Origin of the sequence: Pseudomonas sp. 14P_5.3_Bac1, from assembly GCF_025466135.1 — a bacterium.
Taxonomy (GTDB): domain Bacteria; phylum Pseudomonadota; class Gammaproteobacteria; order Pseudomonadales; family Pseudomonadaceae; genus Aquipseudomonas.
Genome location: NZ_JANLOF010000070.1, coordinates 56202 through 72548 on the forward strand (window position 1 = coordinate 56202; position 16347 = coordinate 72548).

16 protein-coding genes are annotated in these 16347 nt (G+C 62.0%); 8 read left to right on the top strand and 8 right to left on the bottom strand.

The window, feature by feature from the left end:
- Window positions 1-18 precede the first annotated feature (18 nt).
- The gene (locus tag NTD89_RS18635; RefSeq protein ID WP_106577731.1) at window positions 19-1296 is read left to right on the top strand and encodes an acetyl-CoA C-acetyltransferase; all 1278 of its coding nucleotides are present in this window, start codon (window positions 19-21) and stop codon (window positions 1294-1296) included.
- A 135-nt stretch (window positions 1297-1431) separates the two neighbouring features.
- The gene (locus tag NTD89_RS18640) at window positions 1432-2328 is read left to right on the top strand and encodes a PA4780 family RIO1-like protein kinase (protein ID WP_106577732.1); all 897 of its coding nucleotides are present in this window, start codon (window positions 1432-1434) and stop codon (window positions 2326-2328) included.
- Between the two features lie 133 nt (window positions 2329-2461).
- Here the strand turns inward: NTD89_RS18640 and cueR are convergent, their stop codons facing one another.
- The 3 genes from cueR to NTD89_RS18655 form a co-directional block, all read right to left on the bottom strand.
- A complete protein-coding gene (gene cueR, locus NTD89_RS18645) occupies window positions 2462-2866 on the bottom strand; it encodes a Cu(I)-responsive transcriptional regulator (protein ID WP_262208973.1) in 405 nt (134 codons plus the stop codon).
- Window positions 2863-5064 carry a heavy metal translocating P-type ATPase gene (locus tag NTD89_RS18650; RefSeq protein ID WP_262208974.1) on the bottom strand — a complete coding sequence of 734 codons (2202 nt, stop codon included), beginning with the start codon at window positions 5062-5064 and terminating at the stop codon, window positions 2863-2865. The genes cueR and NTD89_RS18650 overlap by 4 nt, the downstream gene beginning before the upstream one ends.
- A gap of 148 nt (window positions 5065-5212) precedes the next feature.
- Complete coding sequence (locus NTD89_RS18655; RefSeq protein WP_106577735.1) at window positions 5213-5593, bottom strand: hypothetical protein; 381 nt, start codon at window positions 5591-5593, stop codon at window positions 5213-5215.
- 147 nt (window positions 5594-5740) lie between these two features.
- Here NTD89_RS18655 and NTD89_RS18660 point away from each other — a divergent pair, with 147 nt between their 5' ends.
- Together NTD89_RS18660 and NTD89_RS18665 are read left to right on the top strand one after the other, a co-directional pair.
- Window positions 5741-5938: a heavy-metal-associated domain-containing protein gene (locus tag NTD89_RS18660; RefSeq protein ID WP_106577736.1), complete on the top strand. Its 198-nt coding sequence runs from the start codon at window positions 5741-5743 to the stop codon at window positions 5936-5938.
- An 87-nt stretch (window positions 5939-6025) separates the two neighbouring features.
- Window positions 6026-7219, top strand: coding sequence for a multidrug effflux MFS transporter (locus tag NTD89_RS18665; RefSeq protein ID WP_262208977.1), 1194 nt, complete (start codon window positions 6026-6028; stop codon window positions 7217-7219).
- An 8-nt stretch (window positions 7220-7227) separates the two neighbouring features.
- On the opposite strand, the gene NTD89_RS18670 is transcribed toward NTD89_RS18665, so the two are convergent.
- From NTD89_RS18670 to NTD89_RS18680, 3 genes are all read right to left on the bottom strand, one after another.
- The gene (locus NTD89_RS18670; protein WP_017134711.1) at window positions 7228-7410 is read right to left on the bottom strand and encodes a hypothetical protein; all 183 of its coding nucleotides are present in this window, start codon (window positions 7408-7410) and stop codon (window positions 7228-7230) included.
- A gap of 144 nt (window positions 7411-7554) precedes the next feature.
- Window positions 7555-8568: a zinc-binding alcohol dehydrogenase family protein gene (locus NTD89_RS18675; protein ID WP_145160365.1), complete on the bottom strand. Its 1014-nt coding sequence runs from the start codon at window positions 8566-8568 to the stop codon at window positions 7555-7557.
- Window positions 8569-8592: 24 nt separating this feature from the next.
- Window positions 8593-8886, bottom strand: a complete 294-nt coding sequence (locus NTD89_RS18680; RefSeq protein ID WP_262208979.1) for a putative quinol monooxygenase — start codon at window positions 8884-8886, stop codon at window positions 8593-8595.
- Between the two features lie 118 nt (window positions 8887-9004).
- Between NTD89_RS18680 and NTD89_RS18685 the strand changes: the two genes are divergently transcribed.
- The 3 genes from NTD89_RS18685 (at window position 9005) to NTD89_RS18695 (ending at window position 12231) form a co-directional block, all read left to right on the top strand.
- Window positions 9005-9934 (top strand): LysR family transcriptional regulator, encoded by a 930-nt coding sequence (locus NTD89_RS18685; RefSeq protein WP_262208981.1) that lies wholly within the window; start codon window positions 9005-9007, stop codon window positions 9932-9934.
- Window positions 9935-10068: 134 nt separating this feature from the next.
- Complete coding sequence (locus tag NTD89_RS18690) at window positions 10069-10803, top strand: winged helix-turn-helix domain-containing protein (RefSeq protein WP_262208983.1); 735 nt, start codon at window positions 10069-10071, stop codon at window positions 10801-10803.
- A gap of 57 nt (window positions 10804-10860) precedes the next feature.
- Window positions 10861-12231, top strand: a complete 1371-nt coding sequence (locus NTD89_RS18695) for an MFS transporter (RefSeq protein ID WP_262208985.1) — start codon at window positions 10861-10863, stop codon at window positions 12229-12231.
- A gap of 136 nt (window positions 12232-12367) precedes the next feature.
- On the opposite strand, the gene NTD89_RS18700 is transcribed toward NTD89_RS18695, so the two are convergent.
- Window positions 12368-13321, bottom strand: coding sequence for an adenosine deaminase (locus NTD89_RS18700; RefSeq protein WP_119737737.1), 954 nt, complete (start codon window positions 13319-13321; stop codon window positions 12368-12370).
- A gap of 194 nt (window positions 13322-13515) precedes the next feature.
- On the opposite strand from NTD89_RS18700, the gene NTD89_RS18705 reads away from it, so the two are divergent.
- The gene (locus NTD89_RS18705; protein WP_145160376.1) at window positions 13516-14607 is read left to right on the top strand and encodes a calcium:proton antiporter; all 1092 of its coding nucleotides are present in this window, start codon (window positions 13516-13518) and stop codon (window positions 14605-14607) included.
- Between the two features lie 137 nt (window positions 14608-14744).
- Here NTD89_RS18705 and NTD89_RS18710 read toward each other — a convergent pair whose 3' ends face one another.
- Window positions 14745-16103, bottom strand: a complete 1359-nt coding sequence (locus tag NTD89_RS18710; RefSeq protein ID WP_262208988.1) for an 8-oxoguanine deaminase — start codon at window positions 16101-16103, stop codon at window positions 14745-14747.
- Window positions 16104-16347: the final 244 nt, after the last annotated feature.

Genomic DNA, 16347 nt, shown 5'->3' on the forward strand with positions numbered 1-16347 from the left:
ACCTTCAGGGAGCTTTCCATGACTCAATTGCGCCGTGTAGCGATCATTGGCGGTAATCGCATCCCCTTCGCCCGGTCCAACGGCCCGTATGCCACGGCGAGTAACCAGGCGATGTTGACCGCAGCCCTGGAAGGCCTGATCGAACGCTACAACCTGCACGGCCTGCGCATTGGCGAAGTGGCCGCGGGTGCGGTGCTCAAGCATTCCCGCGACTTCAACCTCACGCGCGAATGCGTACTGGGTTCGCGCCTCTCGCCGCAAACCCCGGCCTACGATATTCAACAGGCCTGCGGCACCGGGCTTGAGGCGGCGTTGCTGGTAGCCAACAAGATCGCCCTGGGGCAGATAGAGTGCGGGATCGCTGGTGGCGTCGACACCACGTCCGACGCGCCGATCGGTGTCAATGAAGGCCTGCGCAAGATCCTGCTGCAGGCCAACCGCAGCAAATCCATGGCGGACAAATTAAAAGTCTTGTTACAACTTCGTCCCCATCACCTCAAGCCGGAACTGCCGCGCAACGGCGAACCGCGCACGGGGCTGTCCATGGGCCAACACTGCGAGTTGATGGCGCAGACCTGGCAGATTCCCCGCGCCGAACAAGACCAGTTGGCCCTTGAAAGCCATCAGAAAATGGCCGCGTCCTACGCCGAAGGCTGGCACAACGATTTGCTCACGCCCTTTCTCGGCCTGACCCGCGACAACAACCTGCGCCCGGACCTGACCCTGGAAAAACTCGCCAGCCTCAAACCGGTGTTCGAGCGCAGCGAGAAGGGCACGCTCACGGCCGGCAATTCCACGCCGCTGACCGATGGCGCCTCGTTGGTGCTGCTGGGCAGTGAAGCCTGGGCCAAGGAGCGCGGCTTGCCGATCCTGGCGTACCTGCGCGATGGCGAAGCGGCGGCCGTGGATTTCGTCAACGGCGCCGAAGGCCTGCTGATGGCGCCGGTGTACGCCGTGCCCCGTTTGCTGGCGAGAAATGGCCTGACGCTGCAGGACTTTGACTACTACGAGATTCACGAAGCGTTCGCTGCCCAAGTGTTGTGCACGCTCAAAGCCTGGGAAGACCCGGAATATTGCAAAACCCGCCTGGGGCTGGACGCGCCGCTGGGTGCCATCGACCGCAGCCGGCTCAACGTCAAGGGCAGTTCATTGGCTGCCGGGCACCCGTTTGCGGCCACTGGCGGGCGCATTGTCGCCAACCTGGCCAAGCTGCTGGACGCGGCGGGCAAGGGCCGTGGGCTGATTTCGATCTGCGCCGCGGGCGGGCAGGGCGTGACCGCGATTATCGAGCGCTGAATTGCGCAGAAAAATTGGCATATTGGATGCATTCTTAAGTGTCAAAGGTCGCTAGCCTCTCCCCGAGGCGAGCCGATTGCCGTATAACGAGTGCCATACGCGTGTTTGGTAATAAAGGACCCACAATAAAAGCTGATGAAGACTCCTAAACGCATTGAACCCCTGATCGAAGACGGTCTGGTCGACGAAGTGCTGCGCCCACTCATGAGTGGTAAAGAAGCAGCTGTTTATGTGGTGCGCTGCGGCAACGAATTGCGTTGCGCCAAGGTTTACAAGGAGGCGAACAAACGAAGTTTTCGTCAGGCGTCCGAATACCAGGAAGGCCGTAAGGTCCGTAACAGCCGCCAGGCCCGAGCCATGGCCAAAGGCTCCAAGTTCGGCAAGAAAGAAACCGAAGATGCCTGGCAGAACGCCGAAGTCGCGGCGCTGTTCCGCCTCGCCGGCGCGGGCGTTCGGGTGCCCAAGCCGTACGACTTCCTTGAAGGCGTGCTGTTGATGGAGCTGGTAGCCGACGAGTACGGCGATGCGGCGCCACGTCTGAATGACGTGACGCTGGAGCCGGACCAGGCGCGCGAATACCACGCCTTCCTGATTTCCCAGATCGTGCTGATGCTGTGTACCGGTCTGGTGCACGGCGACTTGTCCGAGTTCAACGTGCTGCTTACGCCGACCGGCCCGGTGATCATCGACCTGCCTCAGGCGGTGGATGCGGCGGGCAACAACCACGCGTTCAACATGCTGGAGCGGGATGTGGGCAACATGGCTTCCTACTTCGGGCGCTTTGCTCCGGAGCTGAAGAAGACCAAGTACGCCAAGGAAATGTGGGCGTTGTACGAAGCCGGCACCTTGCACCCGGCCAGCGCATTGACCGGCGAGTTCGACGAACCGGAAGAACTGGCGGACGTGGGCGGTGTGATTCGCGAGATTGAAGCGGCGCGGTTGGATGAAGAGCGCAAGCAAGCGATTCGCGCGGCGGATGATGCGCCACCGACCAAGACGGCAGAAGAACCGCCGCCGCCTTGGATGCAGTGATTCGTTAACTCGAAACCGGCGCGATCCCCTGTGGGAGCTGGCTTGCCTGCGATAGCATCACTTCAGTGTTATTGATACACCGAGGTGTCTGCATCGCAGGCAAGCCAGCTCCCACAGTCGTTTTATGCGGGTCTTAGCCGGCGCAACAGCTACCGGACGCCAACTCCTTGAGAATCGGGCAATCGGGCCGGTGATCGCCCTGGCAGTGCTCCACCAGGTCCTGCAACGTATCGCGCAGTTGCCCCAGCTCCAGAATCTTCTGGTTCAGCGCCTCGATATGCTCGCGCGCCAAGGCCTTCACATCGGCGCTGGCGCGCTGCCGGTCTTGCCACAAGGTCAGCAGCTTGCCGACTTCCTCCAACGAAAACCCCAGGTCCCGCGAGCGTTTGATAAACGCCAGTGTGTGCAAGTCATCGCTGCCGTACACGCGGTAACCGCTGTCGGTGCGGTGGGCGGCTTTGAGCAGGCCAATGGATTCGTAGTAACGAATCATCTTTGCGCTCAGCCCGCTCTGACGGGCGGCTTGGCCGATGTTCATGGGCGTTGATCCTCCAAATCCTTGGGCTTCCAGGTTTTTAACAGTAACGCATTGCTCACCACACTGACGCTGGACAGGGCCATGGCCGCGCCCGCCAACACCGGGTTGAGCAAGCCGAATGCCGCCAGTGGGATGCCGATCAAGTTATACACAAAGGCCCAGAACAGGTTCTGGCGGATTTTTGCGTAGGTTTTGCGGCTGATCTCCAGCGCGGCGGGCACCAGGCGCGGGTCGCCGCGCATCAAGGTGATGCCCGCCGCGTGCATCGCCACGTCGGTGCCGCCGCCCATGGCGATGCCGATATCGGCAGCCGCCAGGGCCGGGGCGTCGTTGATGCCATCGCCGACCATCGCCACTGCGCCGGTCTTTTTCAGCTGCGCGACAATGGCGGCTTTGTCGGCCGGGAGTACTTCGGCGTGTACATCGTCGATGCCCAGTGCCTCGGCCACCACACGGGCGCTGCCGCGGTTGTCGCCGGTGAGCAAGTGGCTGCTGATGTGCTGGGCCCTGAGGTGTTCCACGGCCTCCAGTGCGCCGGGCTTGAGCGTATCGCCAAAGGCGAACAGGCCCAGTACGCGCGGTTGCGCGCCTTGTTCGATCAACCAGGACAACGTGCGCCCTTGGGCTTCCCACGCGCTGGCGGACGCTGCAAGGTCACCCGCGCTCAAGCCGTTTTCTTCCAGCATCCGGCGATTGCCCAACGCCAGTTGTCTGCCATCCAGGGTGCCCGCAATACCGCGCCCGCTCAGCGCCTGGCTGGCAGTCACATCTGGCACGTTCAAGTCTTGTGCGTTGCAGGCATCCAGCACGGCTTTGGCCAGCGGGTGCTCGCTGCCGCGCTGCAGTGCGCCGGCGTGTTGCAGCAGCAGCGACTCATTGCCATCCACCGCCGCCAAATGCGCAATTTTCGGCGCGCCGGAGGTGAGGGTGCCGGTCTTGTCAAACACCACGGCGCTGACTGCATGGGCGCGTTCTAGGGCCTCTGCGTCTTTGATCAGGATGCCATAGCGCGCGGCGACGCCGGTGCCGGCCATGATCGCGGTCGGCGTGGCCAGGCCCAGCGCACACGGGCACGCAATCACCAGCACCGCCACGGCATTGATGATCGCGGTTTCCAGCGGCGCGCCGTAGAGCCACCAGCCCATCAGGGTGATCAGCGCCAGTACCAGCACGGCGGGCACAAACACCTGGCTGACCTTATCCACCAGTTTCTGGATCGGTGCCTTCGCCGCCTGGGCGTCTTCCACCAGACGAATGATGCGTGCCAGCACGCTTTCGGCACCCAGCGCCTGGGTACGCACCAGCAACCGACCTTCACCGTTGATGGCGCCGCCGGTGACCTTATCGCCGGGCTGTTTCGGCACCGGCAGGCTCTCGCCGCTGATCAAGGCCTCGTCGGCATGGCTCTGGCCTTCCATCACTTCACCGTCCACCGGGAAGCGCTCGCCGGGTTTGACCAGCACCCGGTCGCCGAGCTTCAACGCGCTGATGGCAACGTCTTCTTCGCGGCCGTCCAGCACGCGAATCGCCCGCTCCGGGCGCAAGGCTTCGAGGGCGCGGATGGCGCTGGCGGTCTGGCGCTTGGCGCGGCTTTCCAGGTATTTACCGAGCAGCACCAGCGCGATCACCACGGCCGAGGCTTCGAAATACAGGTGCGGCATGTTTCCGGCGGGCGTGGTGAGCCATTCATAGATGCTCAAGCCATAGCCGGCGCTGGTGCCGATGGCCACCAGCAGGTCCATGTTGCCGGCGCCAGCACGCACGGCTTTCCATGCGGCGCTGTAGAAGCGCGCCCCCAAGATGAATTGCACCGGCGTAGCCAGGGCGAACTGCACCCAGGCGGGCAGCATCCAGTGCAGGCCGAAGGGCTGCACCAGCATCGGCAGCACCAGCGGCAGGGCCAGCACGATCGCCAACAGCAGCGACCAACGCTCGCGATGCAGGCGTTGGGCTTGATTGGCGTCGGTGGCGGTTTCGCTTTGCGCCAGGGTGGCGGTGTAGCCGGCCTTGTCGACGGCGGCGATCAGTACGCCGGGGTCCATTTGGCCCAGCACTTCGACGTGGGCGCGTTCGTTGGCCAGGTTGACGCTGACACGTTGCACGCCCGGCACCTTGCCCAGCGCGCGCTCGACACGGCCGGCGCAGCTGGCACAGGTCATGCCGCTGATGGGCAGGTCAAACGTGGTGGATCCATTCATGGGGCAGTCCTCCAGAAGACGATGCCCCTAGAATCAACCTTGACCTGTGGGGAAGGTCAAGGGGCTATTTTGCCTCAGGCGGTTGGCTGGCGATGACGGCCGCCATTCAGGCGCGCACGCAAGGACCTGAGGCCGGCAAGGCAGGTGTTCAGTATTCGAGGGCGGCGGGTTTCAGGTACATGCCGTCCGGGCCTTGGGCAATACGCAACTTGCGCACATCACCGGCCTTCAGCGTGATGTTCTGCGCGGGCGGCGCGAGCATGCCCGGCAAGCAGCCGGGGGCTTGGCCCGGCAGCAGTTTCAAGCGCAGCGACACGTTGCCCGCCGGCAAGTTGAACGACGTGGCCTGTTCCTGAAACAGACGCCCGGCCAACTGGTCCTGGATATACAGGCCGATCTCGCAGCTGGTCGGTACTTCCAGGCGCTCGCGGGAGATGATCAACACCGCATAGTCTTCGTCGGCGAAGGCCATGGGCGCAGCGGCAGACAAACTCAACAGGCCGATAAGGGCCAAAAACGACCAGCGCATGGCGAATGCTCCGTGGTTCAAATCCAAGATGGATGAAGCTTGGCCGAGGCGGCGGCTGAATACCAGCCCGGCGGATGTTTTTGAAACTTGACCTTGCCATCGTGGCAAGGTCGAGACTGGCGTCAACCTCATCAAAGGAGTCATGTCATGCAAGTATTCAACGTGGAAGGAATGACCTGCGGCCATTGCGTTCGGGCGGTAACCCAGGCGGTGCAGAGCAAGGACCCTGCGGCGAGCGTCAACGTCAACCTGGCGGCGAAGGAAGTCGGTGTGGAAAGTCGCTTGTCCGCCGAGCAGGTTATCGAGCTGATCACCGAAGAAGGCTACAGCGCCAAGCTCGCGTAATTTTTCTGATAGTTAGCGAGCTAACGTAATGTTCATGGCACCCAAGCGCGGCTAGACTGTCGGGCTGCCGACTCACTTGGGTGTCTGATGAACCTCCGCATAATCCTGATTCTGGGCGCCTTGAGCGCCTTCGCGCCGTTGGCGATTGATTTCTACCTGCCGGGCTTTCCGGCAATGGCCACGGCGTTCGCCACCGACGAAAAGCATATCCAGCTGACGTTGGCGGTGTATTTCGCCGGTCTGGCCATCGGCCAATTGATCTACGGCCCGCTGGCCGACCGCTTTGGCCGGCGCGTGCCGCTGCTCAGTGGCGTGACGCTGTTTACCATCGCCTCCTTTGCCTGCGCGTATGCGCCGTCCCTGGACTGGCTGATCGGCGCACGCTTCGTGCAAGCCCTCGGCGGGTGTGCGGGCATGGTGATTTCCCGTGCGGTGGTCAGCGACAAATGTGATGCCGTGGGCTCAGCCAAGGTTTATTCGCAACTGATGCTGGTCACCGGCCTGGCGCCGATCCTTGCGCCGTTGGCGGGTGGCTTGATGGTCGGGTTGTGGGGCTGGCAGTCGATTTTCCTGGCGCTGTCGATATTCAGCGTGATGGCAGCCATCGCCGTGGCAGTCGGCTTGCCGGAAACCTTCCCGGCCCATCAGCCGCGCCAGCCGCTGTCCGGTTCGCTGCGCCGATATGGCGCGCTGCTGTCGGACCGCGTGTACCTGGGCTACGCCCTGACCGGCGGCATCGCGATTGCCGGGATGTTTGCCTACATTGCCGGCTCACCCTTCGTGTTCATCAAACTCTACGGCGTGCCTGCCGAGCATTACGGTTGGCTGTTCGGCTCCAACGCTGCTGGCTTTATCCTGGTGGCGCAGCTCAATGCGCGGTTGCTGGCCAAGCGCGGCCCGGCTTTTTTGTTGTCGCGCACGGTATGGGTGTATGTGGCAGCGGCGTTGTCGCTGTTGGGCATTGCCGCCTTGCGTACCGAAGCGTTGTGGCCGTTGCTGGTGCCGCTGTTTATCTGCATCGCCAGCCTTGGCTGCATTTTGCCCAACACCTCGGCCTGCGCCATGAGCGGGCAGGGCGCACGGGCCGGCAGCGCGTCGGCGTTGCTGGGCTGCATTCAGTTTGGTGTGGCGGCGGGCGCGGCGTCGCTGGTCGGCGTGCTGCACGACGGCACGGCGATGCCGATGGCGATGGTCATCAGCTTGTGCGGTGTATTGGCCGTAACGATTGCAATGTCGACCCAGCGCCTGCAACGGGCGAGGGCCGCGCAAGCGCAGGTCTGAGGTGCGGATCAGCCAGCGGCGGAGCGTTGCTGGCTGAGGGGAATGCGGTGCGGCGCCTGGATGCGCGCTTGCAGGGTGTCGGCGAAGGCCCGGGCTTCGGCCTCACTGCGGAAGGTGAACGCGTCGCCGTCGAGGCTGACCTGCCATTTGTTGCCTGGGGATTTTGCTAACGCTCTTATCAGGATCTTCATTGCTGACTTCCTCACGTAAAAGAATCGTGGCAAAGGCGGCCAATATAAACCCGAATGCGCTCACAAATATGACAAAGGTCAACTCTCTGACTAGCGGCGTCGTCCATTACTCACCGGAATAAAGGACGACGCTGACAGACCGTTTTAAAACCCTTCCAACACGATCTTGCCCTTGGCCTTACCGCTTTCCAGCAGCGTGTGCGCACGGCGCAGGTTCTGGGCATTGATCACGCCGAAGTGCTCGCCCACCGTGGTTTTCAAGGTGCCGGCGTCGATCAGTTCAGCCACGCGGTTGAGCAGGTTGTGCTGTTCGATCATGTCTGGCGTCTCGAACATCGAGCGCGTGTACATGAACTCCCAATGCAGCGACAGGCTCTTGCGCTTGAGCTTGCTGACATCCAGCGACTTCGGATCGTCGATCAACGCCAACTTGCCTTGTGGCTCCAGCGCTTCTACCAACTGGTCGAGGTGATGATCGGTCTGGGTCAGGCTGGCGACGTGGGTCACCTGTGGGTGGCCGGCGTTTTTCAGCGCTTCGCTCAGCGGTTGGCTGTGATCGATCACCAGGTCGGCGCCGAGCGCCTTGGCCCATTCCTGGGTTTGCGGACGCGAGGCGGTGCCGATGACTTTCAGTGCGGTGAGCTGGCTGGCCAGTTGGGTCAGAATCGAACCCACACCCCCCGCGGCGCCGACGATCAGCAGGCTCTGGCCTTCATCTTCCTTGCCTTCACGCACTTGCAGGCGTTCGAACAGCAACTCCCAGGCCGTGATGGCGGTCAGCGGCAGCGCGGCGGCGTCGGCAAACCCCAGGCTCTTGGGCATATGACCGACGATGCGCTCATCCACGGTGTGCAGTTCGCTGTTGCCGCCCGGGCGTACCAGCGAGCCGGCGTAGAACACTTTGTCTCCGGCTTTGAACAGGGTCACTTCGCTGCCAACGGCCTTGACCACACCCGCCACGTCCCAGCCCAGCACCTTGGCGGCACCGTTTTCCGGGGCGACGTTCTGGCGTACCTTGGTGTCCACCGGGTTGACCGAGATGGCTTTGACTTCCACCAGCAGGTCGCGCGGGCCGGCGACCGGCTCCGGCAGCTCGATGTCTTGCAGGGAGTTTGGATCGGTGATTGGCAGTGCAGCGTAGTAGGCAATGGCTTTCATGGGGACTCCGGAAAAGGGCAGTGATCAGGCAAGAAATTTCAGGCGCTTGAGTTCGAAGTGTTCGATCACATCAGCGGCCTTGGCGCGGAAGTTCTGGATGTGCGCGCTCTGGTCGTGGTCGGCCAGTGCTGCGTCATCGCTCCAGCGTTCGAGCATGTAGAAGGTCTCGGGATGTTGCAGGTCCTGGTGCAGGTCATATTGCTCGCAACCGGCTTCCAGGCGGGTCGGTGCCAGCAGGCCGCGCAGCAGGGTTTCCAGGGTTGCCTGTTGGCCGGGTTTGGCGATCAGCGTGGCGATGACGTTAAAGGCAGTGGACATATTCAACTCCTGGCACGTGGTGAACGGGATGGGCAGATGATTGGCTATTTCCCGTGAAGATAAAACCCGCTAAAACAGCAGTCTGTTTCAATAGAATTTTGATAATTGGCGGTAATGCATGCTGCGTTTTGATGATTTGCAGTTGTTTGTACGCGCGGCAGACCTGGGCAGTCTGTCGGCTGCCGCGCGGGTCATGGATCTGTCGCCGGCCGTGGCCAGCGCGGCGCTCAAACGCATCGAACAGCAACTGGGCGCGCGGTTGCTGGCGCGCTCCACCCGCAGCCTGCGGTTGACCGCCGAAGGTGAAGGCTTTCTGGAATATGCCCGCGCAGCCTTGAGTTCGCTGGACGAAGGGCGGCGCTTGTTGGCCAGCGGCCAGGACCATGTCAGCGGCGTGCTGCAGCTGTCGGCGCCGTCGGATTTCGGGCGCAACCAGCTGTTGCCATGGCTCGATGAGTTCCAGCGCGACTACCCGCAACTCACCGTGCGCCTGCTGTTGGGCGACCGGATCGCCGACCTGTTCCGCCAGCCGGTGGATATCGCCCTGCGTTACGGCGAGCCCGAAGACTCCAGCCTGATCGCGCTGCCCATCGCCCCGGACAACAGGCGTGTGCTGTGTGCCGCGCCCAGCTACCTCGCCCGCCATGGCGAGCCGCGGCATCTGGAGCAATTGGCGCAACACAATTGCCTGCTGTACATGCTCGGCAGCCGCGTACACGACCACTGGGGTTTTCACGACGGCAAGCGTGAAGTCAGCCTGACGGTGAGCGGCGACCGCTTCAGTGATGACGCCGATGTGGTGCGGCGCTGGGCGGTGGCGGGTGTCGGTATCGCCTACAAGTCGTGGCTGGATGTGAGCAGCGACGTGCTGGCCGGGCGTTTGCGTGTGATCCTGCCGGAGCTGCGCGGTGAGCGCACGCCGCTCAACCTGCTGTGCGCGCATCGTGCGCAATTGAGCAAGCCCATCAACCTGTTGCGGGAAATGCTCGTGGCCCGCTGTGCGACATTGACTGCGCAATGGCCGGAGCGATTGAGCACCGAGCAATAGCCTCCATCAAAGCAAGAAATTTCACTCAGATCCTGTCCCTATCCGCGCTGTCAGACGCCGCGGAACGGGCGGTTTGCGCCCCTATACTTTGGTTCCAACCGCAGCAGACAAATGGTTTAACAAGGAGTGAATACATGGAAGAAGCACCCTGCATCAGTCACATCGCCAGCTTGCTCTGCGAGCCCAAGCGCACCGCCATGCTCTGGGCCTTGATGGACGGGTCGGCGAAATCGTCAGAGGAACTGGCGAGGCTTGCCGGGCTGTCGTCGGCTTCGGCGATCGCGCATTTGTCGCGCCTGACTGGAAGCGGTTTGCTGCGGGTTGAAGCCCAGCGTGGCAAGCGCGTGTTTCGTGTCGCCGCCGTCGACGTCAGCGTTGCCATCGACGCGTTGGCCAGTACCACCATGGCCAGCGCCGTGCGCAGTGCGCCGCAGGGTCTGCCGCCGACGCTGGTGGCGCCGGCGGCGTTGCGGCGAGCCCGGTTATGCCATGGCCACCTGGGCGGAGAACTGGGCGCAGGGCTTTACCAGCGCATGTTTCAGGCCGGTTGGATCGACCGTCATGAACAGCGTACCGAGGTCACCGTCAAGGGCGCGCAGTGCCTGGCAGGCCTGGGCATTTTTACCCACGCGTTGGCCTCGCCCCTGGCGTGCGATTGTTTTGACTGGAGTCAGCAGCAACCGCACTTGGGGGGCGCATTGGGGGCGGGGCTGTTGCAGCTGTTTTTGCAATCGGGCTGGGTCAGCGTGGTCAACGAGTCCCACGCCCTGCAGTTCTCCGACATCGGGCTTGGGGAAATCAGCCGCCTGGCCGCGCCCCAGGGGGGCAATGGTCGCTCAGAGTTTCAGTCAGGTCGCATCCAGCAATAACCAGGCAAAACGATACCGCACACTCGCGTTGGGGATTTTTCATACAGGGGGTGCGGCATGGGCATGCAAGGCTATAGCGCAGCGGAACGGCTGGAACGGTTGCCCATCAGCGGCTACCACCGAATCATCTTCATCATCATCGCGCTGGCGTTTTTCTTCGATTCCATGGACCTGGCGATGATGACTTTCCTGTTGGGTTCGATCAAAACCGAGTTCGGCCTCAGTACGGCCCAGGCCGGGTTGCTGGCCAGTTCGAGTTTTTTCGGCATGGTGGTCGGTGCATCTTTATCCGGAATGCTGGCGGACCGGTTTGGACGCAAACCGGTATTCCAGTGGAGCATCGTGTTGTGGGGCGTCGCCAGCTACCTGTGCTCCACGGCGCAGACGGTGGAGACGCTGACGCTGTTTCGCATTTTGCTGGGGATCGGCATGGGCATGGAGTTCCCGATTGCGCAGTCGATGCTTTCTGAGCTGATCCCTGCCAAGGGGCGCGGGCGCTATATCGCCCTGATGGATGGCTTCTGGCCGTTGGGTTTTGTGGCGGCGGGCGTGCTGTCTTATTTCTTGCTGCCGGTGATTGGTTGGCGTGACATCTTTTTGGTGTTGGCGGTGCCGGCGGTGTTTGTGCTGGCGATCCGGTTTTTTATCCCGGAGTCGCCGCGCTGGCTCGAGCAGGCCGGACGGCACGCGGCGGCGGATAAGGTGTTGCAGGGTATCGAGCAAAAAGTGCGCGATTCGCTGGGGCGCGCCGACTTGCCGGCGCCGATTGCCCTGCCACGGGTTGAGAGCGTGCCGGGGACGTTTTTCTCGGCGTTTCAGCAGCTGTGGTCGCCGCAGTATCGGCAACGCACGATGATGATCTGGAGCGTGTGGTTCTTTGCGTTGCTCGGCTTCTACGGGCTCACCTCCTGGTTGAGCGCGTTGTTGCAGCAGTCGGGGTTTGCGGTCACTCAGTCGGTGTACTACACGGTGATCATTTCCCTGGGCGGGATTCCCGGGTTTCTGATGGCCGCCTGGCTGGTGGAGCGCTGGGGGCGCAAGCCGGTGTGTGTCGTGACCTTGCTGGGCGGTGGCGTGATGGCGTTTGTGTATGGGCAAAGCGCAGTGTTTGGCGGCAACGTGGGGCTGCTGATTACGTCGGGTCTGTTGATGCAGTTCTTTCTGTTTGGCATGTGGGCGGTGCTGTACACCTACACGCCAGAGCTGTATCCCACTTCGGCGCGGGCAACCGGTTCCGGGTTTGCCTCGGCGATTGGTCGGGTCGGCTCGTTGCTCGGGCCGCTGGTAACGGGGTTGGTGTTTCCGATCACGGGGCAGGGCGGGGTGTTTGCCTTGGGGGCGCTGTGTTTTGCCGTGGCGGCGCTGGTGGTGTGGGTGTTTGGGATGGAGACGAAGGGCAAGACGCTGGAAGAACTCACCCAGGCTTGAGACAGATGAGGTCAATGTGGGAGCTGGGCTTGCCCGCGAAGACGGTGTTTCAGTCGACACATGTAGTGACTGACACATCGCCTTCGCGGGCAAGCCCGCTCCCACCGTTAGTCCGTGTTCCTTCAGTGAGCGCGGATTATGGCTTCACGAGCCGCGCATCCAGGCTGTTCTGCGCCAGGCGTTTGGCCTGGTCCTGGGTCATGCCCAGCGAGGTATACAGCGCGTGGAAGTTTTCGGTGACATAACCGCCGAAGTACGCCGGGTCATCCGAGTTCACTGTGACTTTCACGCCACGCTCGAGCATGTCGAGGATGTTGTGCTGGGCCATGTCGTCGAACACGCACAGCTTGGTGTTGGACAGCGGGCACACGGTCAGCGGGATTTGCTCGTCGATGATCCGCTGCATCAGGCGCTCGTCTTCGATGGCGCGTACGCCATGGTCGATACGCTGGATTTTCAGCAGGTCGATGGCTTCCCAGATGTACTCGGGCGGGCCTTCTTCGCCGGCGTGGGCCACGGTGAGGAAGCCTTCGTGGCGGGCGCGGTCGAACACGCGCTGGAACTTGCTCGGCGGGTGACCCATTTCCGAGCTGTCCAGGCCCACGGCCACAAATGCGTCGCGAAATGGCAGCGCCTGGTCGAGGGTTTTTTCAGCTTCGGCTTCACTCAGGTGGCGCAGGAAGCTGAGGATCAAACCGCTGGTGATGCCCAGTTGCTGCTCGCCATCTTTGAGCGCGGCGGCAATGCCGTTGAGCACGACTTCGAACGGCACGCCACGGTCGGTGTGGGTTTGCGGGTCGAAGAAGGGTTCGGTGTGGATCACGTTCTGTTCTTTGCAGCGCAGCAGGTAGGCCCAGGTCAGGTCGTAGAAATCCTGGGAGGTGCGCAGCACATCGGCGCCCTGGTAATACAGGTCGAGAAACTCTTGCAGATTGTTGAAGGCGTAAGCCTTGCGCAGGGTTTCGACGTCGTTCCAAGGCAGTGCAATCTTGTTGCGTTCGGCCAGTGCGAACAGCAATTCAGGCTCCAGCGAGCCTTCCAGGTGCAGGTGCAATTCAGCCTTGGGCAGGGCGTTGAGCCAATCGTACATTTTCTAAATTCTCATCAGGTGCAATGGCGGCATTCTACAGGCCATGGCCGAAATAATCGGCAAAACCTGACCAGCAGGAGAGTATTGGTTTTTTTCACGCAAGGGCCACGTGAACTAAGGTGTAACGAAACGTTAGCGGCGTGGTGCAGTCTGTACCCCATCAATGACTGATTTGCTGCATGAAAAGGCCCGGAATGCTCACATCCCTCAAGCAAGAAAAATACATGTTACTGGCGCTGATTGCCGCCATCGTCGCCTACCCGTTGGAGCACTGGATGCTGCACAGCGGGCAGATGGTGGCGTTACTCAGTGGCGTGGCGCTGATCGTCTTCATCGTCGTGGCTTCGATGCGCGTTGCCCACCACGCTGAACAACTGGCGGAGAAGGTCGGTGACCCTTACGGCACCATGATCCTGACCCTCGCCGCGGTGTTGGTGGAGGTGGTGATCCTGGCGATCATGATGAGCAACGAACCCTCACCGACGCTGGTGCGCGACACGATTTATTCGGCAGTGATGCTCGATATCAACGGCATCCTCGGCCTGGCTGCGCTGATGGGCGGCATCAAACATGGCGAACAGTCCTACAACGATGACTCGGCACGCAGCTACAGCGTGATGATCCTCACGGCCATGGGCGTGTCGATGGTGGTGCCGGAATTTATCCCCCAGGCTGACTGGAAAATTTACTCGGCGTTCACCATCGGTGCGATGGTGCTGCTTTACACCCTGTTTTTGCGCATGCAGGTGGGGCCGCACAGTTATTTCTTCAGTTACAGCTACCCGGAAAAACGCCGCAAGAAACAGCCGGAAGAACAGCAGGAGCCGCCGATCAGTTTGGCTTTCTCCATTGGCACCTTGGTGTTTGGCGTGATTGTGATCGGCGCACTGGCCGAGGTGATGTCCAAGACCCTCGACCTGGGCCTGGAAGGCACGGGCGCACCGCCGGTGATCACGGCGATTGTGGTTGCGGCTATTTCGGCGGCGCCGGAAATTCTGACGGCATTGCGCGCAGCTTTGGCCAACCGCATGCAGTCGGTGGTCAACATCGCACTCGGTGCGTCGTTGTCGACGGTGATTTTGACGGTGCCGGTGATGGAGGCCATGGCGCTCTACACCGGCCAGCCGTTCCAGATGGCGATGACGCCGGTGCAAACCGTGATGGTGTTGATCACGCTGGTTGTCAGTGCGATCAACCTCAACGATGGCGAAACGAATGCCATCGAAGGGATGACCCATTTTGTGTTGTTTGCGACGTTTATCATGCTGTCGCTGTTGGGGTTGTAGAAACCGCAGAACTCAATGTGGGAGCTCGGTTTTGTGGGAGCTGGCTTGCCTGCGATGCAGACAGCTAGGTTTTTCAGTTGCACCGAGATGATGCTATCGCAGGCAAGCCAGCTCCCACATTTTGATTTATGCCTGGCTTAGGTTCCGGCGATCAGCTGTTTCGCCGCCTGTGTGTGATCGGCAATCAAACCTTTCAGATCCAGCCCTTCAACCTGCCCGTCAATCACCCGCCATTTGCCCCCGATCATCACCCGATCCGCCCGGTCGGCGCCGCACAGCAGCAGCGCCGAAATTGGATCGTGGCTGCCGGAAAAACGCAGCTCATCGAGCTTGAACAGCGCCAGGTCAGCCTGTTTGCCCACGGCCAGTTCACCGATATCCGTGCGCCCCAGTAATTGCGCCGATCCTTTGGTCGCCCAGCCCAGCACGCCTTCGGGGGTGATCTTTTCTGCGCCGTAACGCAGGCGCTGGATGTACAGGGCCTGGCGCGCTTCAAGGATCATGTTCGAGGCGTCGTTGGACGCCGAGCCGTCCACGCCCAGGCCAATCGGCGCACCGGCGGCGAGCAGGTCCAGGGTCGGACAGATGCCGGAGGCCAGGCGCATGTTCGAGCTTGGGCAATGGCAGATACCGGTGCCGGCGGCGCCCAGGCGTGCGATTTCATCCGGGTTGAAGTGAATGCCATGGGCCAGCCAGGTGCGCGGGCCGAGCCAGCCGACGCTGTCGAGATAATCCACGGTGCGCAGGCCGAAGCGCTGCAGGCAGAAGTCTTCTTCGTCGAGGGTTTCCGCCAGGTGCGTGTGCAGGCGCACATCGAGGCTGTTGGCCAGTTCGGCGCTGGCTTGCATGATTTGCGGGGTGACCGAAAACGGCGAGCAGGGCGCCAGGGCAATCTGGATCTGTGCGCCGTCGCCGCGCTCATGGTATTCGCGGATCAGGCGTTGGCTGTCGTCGAGGATCACTTGGCCTTGTTGCACGGTCTGCTGCGGCGGCAGGCCGCCGTCGGCTTCGCCCAGGCTCATGGAACCGCGGGTGAGCATGGCGCGCATGCCCAGTTCGCGCACGCTTTGCACTTGCACGTCGATGGCGTTTTCCAGGCCGTCAGGGAACAGGTAGTGGTGATCGGCCGCGGTGGTGCAGCCCGAGAGCAGCAATTCCGCCAAGGCGACTTTGGACGCCAGGGCGAGTTTTTCCGGGGTCAGCCGGGCCCACACCGGGTAGAGGGTTTTGAGCCACGGGAACAACGGCTGGTTGACCACCGGTGCCCAGGCGCGGGTCAGGGTCTGGTAGAAGTGATGATGGGTGTTGATCAGCCCCGGCAGGATCACATGTTCGCGCGCGTCAAACACCTGTGCGCAGGGCACGGCAGGCTCTTGTCCCCAGCCCAGCAGTTCGGTGATCACACCGTCTTGCAGCACCAGTCCGCCACGGGCATCGAGGCCATTGGCAGTGAAAATCGCGAGGGGGTTTTTTAACCAGATACGGGTCGCAGGCATTGGCCGGCTCCTCTGAATGATGGGTTCAGGTTTGCCAGCTCAGTGTTGCCCTGTCTGCTGATCCAGGGTCGCCGGTTGAGGCGAGGTCGGTAGATTACGTGGAGTTCTGGATCCGGTCCAGCTGTAGGCGCGAGGTGCTCTTGAGTCACCAGTGCCGTTCAGTTAAGCGGGCCCCTGTGGGGGGGGGGGTGGGGGGGGGGGGGGGGGTGTGGCCACACTAAAAAGTTTGTTGGGCGCCGAGCTA

Bases quoted from the DNA above. Each gene is read 5' to 3' on its own strand.
- NTD89_RS18640 (WP_106577732.1), top strand. From the start codon at position 1,432: ATGAAGACTCCTAAACGCATTGAACCCCTGATCGAAGACGGTCTGGTC.
- cueR (WP_262208973.1), bottom strand. From the start codon at position 2,866: ATGAACATCGGCCAAGCCGCCCGTCAGAGCGGGCTGAGCGCAAAGATG.
- NTD89_RS18655 (WP_106577735.1), bottom strand. From the start codon at position 5,593: ATGCGCTGGTCGTTTTTGGCCCTTATCGGCCTGTTGAGTTTGTCTGCC.
- NTD89_RS18700 (WP_119737737.1), bottom strand. From the start codon at position 13,321: ATGTACGATTGGCTCAACGCCCTGCCCAAGGCTGAATTGCACCTGCAC.
- NTD89_RS18695 (WP_262208985.1), top strand. From the start codon at position 10,861: ATGGGCATGCAAGGCTATAGCGCAGCGGAACGGCTGGAACGGTTGCCC.
- NTD89_RS18705 (WP_145160376.1), top strand. From the start codon at position 13,516: ATGCTCACATCCCTCAAGCAAGAAAAATACATGTTACTGGCGCTGATT.
- NTD89_RS18680 (WP_262208979.1), bottom strand. From the start codon at position 8,886: ATGTCCACTGCCTTTAACGTCATCGCCACGCTGATCGCCAAACCCGGC.
- NTD89_RS18690 (WP_262208983.1), top strand. From the start codon at position 10,069: ATGGAAGAAGCACCCTGCATCAGTCACATCGCCAGCTTGCTCTGCGAG.
- NTD89_RS18675 (WP_145160365.1), bottom strand. From the start codon at position 8,568: ATGAAAGCCATTGCCTACTACGCTGCACTGCCAATCACCGATCCAAAC.
- NTD89_RS18635 (WP_106577731.1), top strand. From the start codon at position 19: ATGACTCAATTGCGCCGTGTAGCGATCATTGGCGGTAATCGCATCCCC.
- NTD89_RS18660 (WP_106577736.1), top strand. From the start codon at position 5,741: ATGCAAGTATTCAACGTGGAAGGAATGACCTGCGGCCATTGCGTTCGG.
- NTD89_RS18650 (WP_262208974.1), bottom strand. From the start codon at position 5,064: ATGAATGGATCCACCACGTTTGACCTGCCCATCAGCGGCATGACCTGT.
- NTD89_RS18665 (WP_262208977.1), top strand. From the start codon at position 6,026: ATGAACCTCCGCATAATCCTGATTCTGGGCGCCTTGAGCGCCTTCGCG.
- NTD89_RS18670 (WP_017134711.1), bottom strand. From the start codon at position 7,410: ATGAAGATCCTGATAAGAGCGTTAGCAAAATCCCCAGGCAACAAATGG.
- NTD89_RS18710 (WP_262208988.1), bottom strand. From the start codon at position 16,103: ATGCCTGCGACCCGTATCTGGTTAAAAAACCCCCTCGCGATTTTCACT.
- NTD89_RS18685 (WP_262208981.1), top strand. From the start codon at position 9,005: ATGCTGCGTTTTGATGATTTGCAGTTGTTTGTACGCGCGGCAGACCTG.